The organism is Leptospira sarikeiensis (genome assembly GCF_004769615.1).
GTDB lineage: Bacteria > Spirochaetota > Leptospiria > Leptospirales > Leptospiraceae > Leptospira_B > Leptospira_B sarikeiensis.
Genome location: NZ_RQGF01000032.1, coordinates 23,813 through 30,917, shown reverse-complemented (window position 1 = coordinate 30,917; position 7,105 = coordinate 23,813). Strand labels below are relative to the sequence as shown.

5 protein-coding genes and 2 pseudogenes are annotated in these 7,105 nt (G+C 40.5%); 6 read left to right on the top strand and 1 reads right to left on the bottom strand.

The features are described 5' to 3' along the window. Positions 1 to 555: 555 nt before the first annotated feature. The 6 genes and pseudogenes from EHQ64_RS16630 (at position 556) to EHQ64_RS16610 (ending at position 5,977) form a co-directional block, all read left to right on the top strand. On the top strand, positions 556 to 1,086 hold the full coding sequence (locus EHQ64_RS16630) for a chemotaxis protein CheW (protein WP_135650927.1): 531 nt from the start codon (positions 556 to 558) through the stop codon (positions 1,084 to 1,086). A gap of 30 nt (positions 1,087 to 1,116) precedes the next feature. Beyond that, positions 1,117 to 1,641, top strand: a pseudogene (locus tag EHQ64_RS20535) (MCP four helix bundle domain-containing protein); the annotation flags it as partial. A gap of 135 nt (positions 1,642 to 1,776) precedes the next feature. Then, positions 1,777 to 2,433: pseudogene (locus EHQ64_RS20530) on the top strand (methyl-accepting chemotaxis protein); the annotation flags it as partial. Positions 2,434 to 2,729: 296 nt separating this feature from the next. Next, positions 2,730 to 4,541 (top strand): chemotaxis protein CheA, encoded by a 1,812-nt coding sequence (locus EHQ64_RS16620; protein ID WP_135650925.1) that lies wholly within the window; start codon positions 2,730 to 2,732, stop codon positions 4,539 to 4,541. Positions 4,542 to 4,545: 4 nt separating this feature from the next. Beyond that, positions 4,546 to 5,592, top strand: a complete 1,047-nt coding sequence (gene cheB, locus EHQ64_RS16615; RefSeq protein WP_135650924.1) for a chemotaxis-specific protein-glutamate methyltransferase CheB — start codon at positions 4,546 to 4,548, stop codon at positions 5,590 to 5,592. A 16-nt stretch (positions 5,593 to 5,608) separates the two neighbouring features. Then, positions 5,609 to 5,977, top strand: coding sequence for a response regulator (locus tag EHQ64_RS16610; RefSeq protein WP_135650923.1), 369 nt, complete (start codon positions 5,609 to 5,611; stop codon positions 5,975 to 5,977). A gap of 3 nt (positions 5,978 to 5,980) precedes the next feature. On the opposite strand, the gene EHQ64_RS16605 is transcribed toward EHQ64_RS16610, so the two are convergent. After that, entirely contained in the window at positions 5,981 to 7,105 is a 1,125-nt protein-coding gene (locus EHQ64_RS16605) for an acyltransferase family protein (protein ID WP_167882426.1), read from the bottom strand.

The following is a 7,105-nucleotide window of genomic DNA, read 5'->3' as shown; positions in this document are numbered from 1 at the left end:
AGATTCTAATTATAAAATTGGGAATAAGCCCCGAATCATTATCTTAGAAAATATTTTATTCACTAACCCTTTAAGATTATTTTTTAAGAAAGAAAATCGATATTAACGTATCGTATTTTTGAAATCTGTTCTGATTTCGTATATTAAATTCGTCTTAATAAATTTTAAAAGGTGAAACTTAAAAAAGAATAGAAATATTTAAGGACTATTTTTTTATCCATCGCACATCTTCTCTAAGTTCGTTTTTATATGACGGTGCGAATGATAAAAACTTTTCGGGAAGATCTCTCTGATACTTTTTTTCGATCTTGGTCGGTGACAAAGAGTTTCAGAAAGTCAAGCTTTGAACTCTATCATCAGGAAAAACGATTGTTCAAAGTTTAGACAACAATCCGACATAATTTAAAGTCTATAGAATATTTTGAAATAAATTATTTTAGATGTCTACTCGAACACCTTTGTGTTAAAATCGAGAGGCTATGTTGAATTCGAAACAGATACAAACAATTCTCTCACAAGGATCATTATCACTTAGGAGAGATATCGAGGATAGATATGGCAGAAAACGAAATAGATCTACTCTTAGAAGAAGATGAAGCGGATGACGAAGATACATTAGAGAACAAATTCTTAGTATTCTCATTAGCCGAAAGAGAATACGGATTAGAGATCAAATACATTATAGAGATCATCGGGATGCAACCCATCACCGAAGTTCCCGATATGCCTCCCTTCATCAAGGGAGTGATCAATTTGCGCGGAAAGGTTGTCCCATTAATCGATGTTAGGCTAAGATTCCATATGGAATCCATACCTTATTCCGAAAAAACCTGCGTAATTATTCTAAACATAGAAGGCGAAAGTTTAGGGCTCATCGTCGACACTGTTAGAGAAGTAGTCACAATCCCAACTGAAAATACGGAACCTGCCCCTAAAATGGGTGATGGTGAGGCGAATCGTTTTATTGCCCACTTCGGAAAGGTTGAAGATTCCGTTAAGATCCTACTCGATGTCCGTAAACTTTTGAGAGACGAAGAGTTGGAAGTCATACACGAAAAAATGTCCGAAAACGGTTCGGCAGTTTAAACAAAGAAATTTTAAAGCAAGGATAGGAACATGAGTGTTAAGACTAAATTAACCATTGGATTTTCGACAGTAGTCGTTCTTTTGATCTTCGTAGCAGGATTCGCTATTTATAGATTAAGTAATTTTAATGCGGTTGTGACTAAGGCGGTAAATGTTTCCGCCAAAAAGTCCACTATGCTAGTAGCAATGAGGACCGCACTCTTAAAGATCACCCGAGCGGAAAAGAACACGATCCTTTCCACAGAAGAAGAGGATATGAAAAAGTATATCGGGGAAACTGAAACGAATCTGGCATTGGTAGGCCAATTGGGGACCGACGTATACCCTCTTCTGCAAGAAGCAGGCAAAAGGAATATGGAGGAATTCAGGGTTGTAGAAAAAGAATATAGAGCTACTTTAAAAAGAGTATTAGATCTCGCATACATTAACAAAAACGTAGAAGCAAGACAGATTTCCCAAGTCCAACTCCGCGGATTCATCGATAAGATGGACGGCTTCTTAAATCAAATGATCGATAGGGCCCAAAAGGAATTGGATGATGCGAATAAGAGCACGGACGAACTCTACGCAGAAACCACTTTTTTAATGATCATTATTCCGATCATTTCCTCTTTAATTGCAATAGGTTGCGCAGTTTGGATCACTGTGTCCGTCAATAAAGCCCTTAGCACTGCTTTAGAAGTCGTAGGTTCGGTATCTTCTGCGGCAGCACAAGTATCCGCTACTGCATTCTCTTTAAGCCAATCTTCCAACGAACAAGCGGCAAGCCTGGAAGAAACGACCGCAGCCGTAGAGGAAATGTCTTCTACTATAGAACAAAATTCCCATAATGCAAAAGAAACCAATTCTATGGCAGAGTCCTCAGCTAAAGATGCAAGCAAGGGAAGAAAATCAGTATTAGAAACTTTGAATGCGATGAAAAAGATCTCAGGTAAGATCAATATCATCGAAGAGATCGCATATCAAACTAATTTATTAGCATTAAACGCAGCGATCGAAGCTGCAAGAGCAGGAAAACACGGAAAAGGTTTCGCTGTAGTCGCAGACGAAGTAAGAAAACTTGCAGAAAGAAGCCAGATCGCGGCACAAGAGATCAACGGTCTTTCCAAAGATTCGGTAGAACGTGCAGAAGAAGCAGGTAAATTGATAGAAGAGATCGTTCCGAGTATCGAGAGCACTGCAAAATTGATCCAAGAAATTTCAGTATCTTCGGACGAACAAGCAAGAGGGATCACTCAGATCAATACTGCAATGGTCCAACTAGACCAAGCGACTCAAGAAAACGCGGCTGCTTCGGAAGAATTAGCCTCCACTGCAAAAGAACTGAATGAGCAAGCCGAGACCCTCCTTACCGTTATGGGAACTCTCATCAAGATCAGGGACGAAGCTTTGTCAGTTTCTAAAAGTTCCAAAAAACAAACCAGAGAAGCTGTGCCGAATCAACCTACAAAATCCCATTTGCAAGTGCATCATTTCGATATAAAACAAGCCGCATCCCATTTCGGAAATGCAAAACGGGAAACAAAAAAGAACTCCAATGGTAAAGCAAATTATCTTCCATTGATCGACGATGAAAATTCGTCCGCTCAAAACGAATCGTCTTCAGGTAACGAAGAGAATTCTGGCGAAATTAAAGTATAATTATGGATCGAGAACATCTACTTTCGGAATTCGTTTCGGAAGCTCGGGACTTAATCGATTCTGCGGAAACCGCCCTACTCGCCTTAGAGGAAGAAATAGATACTCTAGGGCAGGGAAATCCGGAAACGATCAATCGGGCTTTCAGATTCTTTCATACTCTTAAAGGTTCTTCAGGACTATTAAAACTGGAAACCGTGGTGAAGATCACTCACCTCGGCGAAACCTTATTAGATACATTAAGAAATCAGAATAAAGTAACCGAGTTCGCTTTCAGCGACGATCTAATGGAGACATTGGATCTTCTTCGCAAGATCTTCGATCGAGTGGAAGAGGAAAGGACCGACTCCGGATTCGAACAAGAGACTACGATCATTCGTGCTAAACTCCAGGAGCAATTGAACCGAATCGCAAATGGGGACGGGACTGAAAAAAATCCTCCCGCAAGTAAATTCGGATTTTTTGAGGAAGCTCCTGCTGCTCCGAAAGGTTTCGGGTTTTTCGATTCGGAAGAGACTAAGGATCCTGCACCTATTATAGAAAAATTATCTATTTCACAGGAAGGGCCTTCTACCATTCAAGAAGTGCAACCTATAGAGAAGAAAAAAGATATTCGTATCTCGACGGATAAGCTGGACCAACTCATGGACTTTATGGGAGAATTGGTCATAGCCGAATCCAACGTAATCCATCACCCGGAATTGGATGGTATTCGACTAGAAGGTTTTCGCTCCGCTGCAAGACATCTCCATAAAATAGTGAGAGATATACAAGAAGTCACTTTATCCATGAGGATGGTCCCGCTATCTGCGACCTTCCAAAAGATGAATCGTTTAGTTAGAGACCTACAAAAACGTTCTCAAAAACGTTTGGACTTTAAGATCGGCGGAGAAGACACCGAAGTAGATAAGTCGGTCGTAGAGATCATACAAGATCCGATCATTCATCTTCTCAGAAATTCCATGGATCATGGTTTGGAAAGTCCCGAGGAAAGAGCTGAGCTAGGTAAAAAAGAAAAAGGGGTCATCCGATTACAAGCCAGACAATCCGCTAACGAAGTTTGGATCCTAGTCGGAGACGACGGAAGAGGTCTCGATCGGGAGAAGATCCTGAACAAGGCAAAGGAAAAAGGAATACTAAAAGGAAATCCGGACGAAATGACGGATAAGGAAGTATTCCAACTGATCTTCACTCCGGGATTTTCCACGGCAGAGAAGTTAACCGACATCTCGGGCAGAGGAGTCGGAATGGATATAGTTCTGCAAAATATCCGCAAACTTGGCGGGAAAGTGGAAGTCAGATCCAAAAAAGGAGAAGGTACCACTTTTATCCTGAGGATCCCTCTCACTTTAGGGATTATAGAAGGAACAGTTTTTGAAGTCGGAGGCACCTATTTAACTCTTCCTACGATAGAAATCAGCGAACTAGTCAGTCTAAAAAACCAAAAGATGATACATCCCTACAAAGACCAAGAAGTCTTGGACCTAAGAGGGATCTATATACCTGTAATACGGATCAACGATTTGTTGGGACTTAGGGAAAAACTGGAATATAAAAGTAAGAATCCGGTATTGATCATCTTGGAAAACGAAGATAGGTTCTTGGGCATACTAGTGGATGAAGTATTAGGAAATCAGAATATAGTGATCAAACCTCTCACATCGTCCATTCAAAAAGCGCAAGGGGTTAACGGTTTCACTATTTTAGGGAACGGAAGGGTCAGTTTGATATTAGATACCAAATTCCTTTTCGAAAAATTCCATGGGGGAGCAGCCTCCGGTCCTCAGGAAAATTCGAATCTGGAAAGATTGGCCTGAAAAAATGATCCGCGTGTACATCATAGACGATAACCGGATTGTCCGTGAAATAATAGCTTCCCAATTGCAGGAAGATCCTAGATTCGAAGTCGTAGGATCTTCCACTGCAACGGACGCGATGAAGGAAGTATTGAACGTTAGGCCGGATATAATCACCCTAGATGTGGAAATGCCCGATATCAGCGGGATTGAATTCCTACAATGGCTCATGCCAAAATTCCCTATTCCGGTAATTATGCTCAGTTCTTTTACCGAAGTAGGGGCAAAAGTAACATTAGATTCTTTGCAAGCGGGTGCTTTGGACTTTGTTCAAAAAGCGGACGGAAGTGAAGAAGATTTTCTCAGAATGGTCTTGGAATTAAAGAACAAGATCAGGGCCTGCGCCAAAACAAACGTATCCGACATTCTCACTCGAAATCGTAAATCAGTACAAAAAAAAACCGAGAATACCGGCTCTGCCTCTAAGATCAAAATTATCGCGATCGGGGCTTCTACCGGTGGCACCCAAGCTCTTGAATATATAGTAAGAAATCTCCCAGGAGAACTTCCTCCTATATTAATCGTACAACATATGCCGGAATATTTCACGAGCATGTTCGCTGAAAGATTAGATTCGGTTTCCAATCTAAAGATAATCGAAGCTGAAGAAGGCCAAAGTATCTCTAAGGGAAATGTATATATCGCAAGAGGAGATCATCATATGGAACTCGGTGATCCTCCTTCTTATAAGATCAAAGTTCATAAGAAAGAAAAAGTAACGGGGCATAGACCTTCCGTAGATGTATTATTCAATTCTCTTGCAAGATCACCCTTAGCTTCTCATTGCGCTGCCTTTCTACTCACCGGAATGGGAAAAGATGGTGCAAAAGGTTTAAAAGCGTTATCCGAAAAAGGTGCTCTGACCTTCGGACAAGACGAATCCACTTCCGTTGTTTACGGAATGCCTAGAGAAGCATTTGAGATAGGCGCGGTAAAAGAACAAATCTCTTTGGATTCGATCCCGGATAAAATCTCCGAACTCTGCTTCAATACGGCAAATAGTTATAATTAAATAGGTAAGGTATAAAATGACAAAAATTCTATGCGTAGACGACGCTCCCACAGTATTAAAACTTCTTGATTTTACTCTCACTGAAGAAGGTTATTCGGTGATCAAGGCGGCAGGGCCGGACGAAGCCTTGACTAAGATCGAATCCGAAGGTCCTTTCGATATAGGTATCTTCGACGTGAACATGCCCGGAAGGACCGGTATAGAACTTACTAAAGAAGTTTTAAGAACGGAAAAAGGAAAAGCAATGAAGATCCTGATCCTTACTACTGAATCCAGCGACGCGATGAAATCACAAGGAAAAGAGGCTGGAGCAAAAGGATGGATGATCAAACCGTTTAACGACGAGGATTTACTCGCAGCGGTAAAACATTTGATCGCTTCCTAATATTTATATTTTCCAATATAATTTTTTCTTATCTAAAAAGAAGAGGATTAAAAACCAAATAACAAGCACAGAAATAGAATACAGAAAGGAACTCAACTCCGGAGAATCTATCCAGCTTTTATAATATTCTAGGTAGATCAGGTTCTTCAATGGGATTTTTTTCCCCTCCGGAGAAGACACCATGATGATATTCAAACTTCTCGCAAAAATTCCAGAGCCGAAAAAGACCAAAAGAGCATTTTTCCCGAAAGGTAAAAAGAAACCTTCTAAAATTTTGAGCGGCCCCGTTCCAAACTTCTCCAAAAATAAAAAGAAAGATACGAATAGAAAAGCCCAACCTGCAGTCCAAAGAGAATAAGTACTAGTCCAAAGACTTTTATTAATCGGAAAATAAATCCCCCAGAGCCCACCCACTAAAAGTAAGCCGAGTCCTCCTAAGAAAATTTTTCCTGAAATTTTAGAAGCAGATTCTTCTTTCTCCAAAGAATTCTTTAAAAGTTCTCCAAGAAAAATTCCGCAAAACACACTTGCAATCGATGAAATAGAACTCAATAGTCCTTCCGGATCCCAGACCTTACCGAATTTCCATAAATGAGATTGCCCGAAAACGGTTCGATCCAACCAAGCTCCCCAATCTTTTCCTTCTTTCATGGTCGGCTCCAAAGCACCAGGAGGAGGAATGAACTCTAATAAGATCCAGTAACCGAGCAAGAGTATTGTAAAAATAGAGATTCTGAATTTTATGTTTTTCTGATTAAAGAGTAAAGCTCCGAAAAAATATGCGAACCCTATCCTCTGCAAAACTCCCGGGAACCTGAGGTTGGCAAAACTCCATTCTCCGAAAATATTCAGGAATAATCCGAGACCGATCAGTATAAGCCCACGTTTTAGTATTTTAGGAAATTCTTGTATTCCGTTCTGAATGGAAAATGGAATAGAGGCGCCGACCACAAAAAGGAAAAAAGGAAAAACCAGATCGGTAGGAGTACATCCGTCCCATTTTGCGTGTTTTAAAGGCCAATACATATTGGACCAAGTGCCAGGATTATTCACAAGGATCATCCCGGCAACAGTTAGGCCTCTTAATAGATCGATGGATAAAATTCTAGGAGCAGTTTCGTTTTTCAA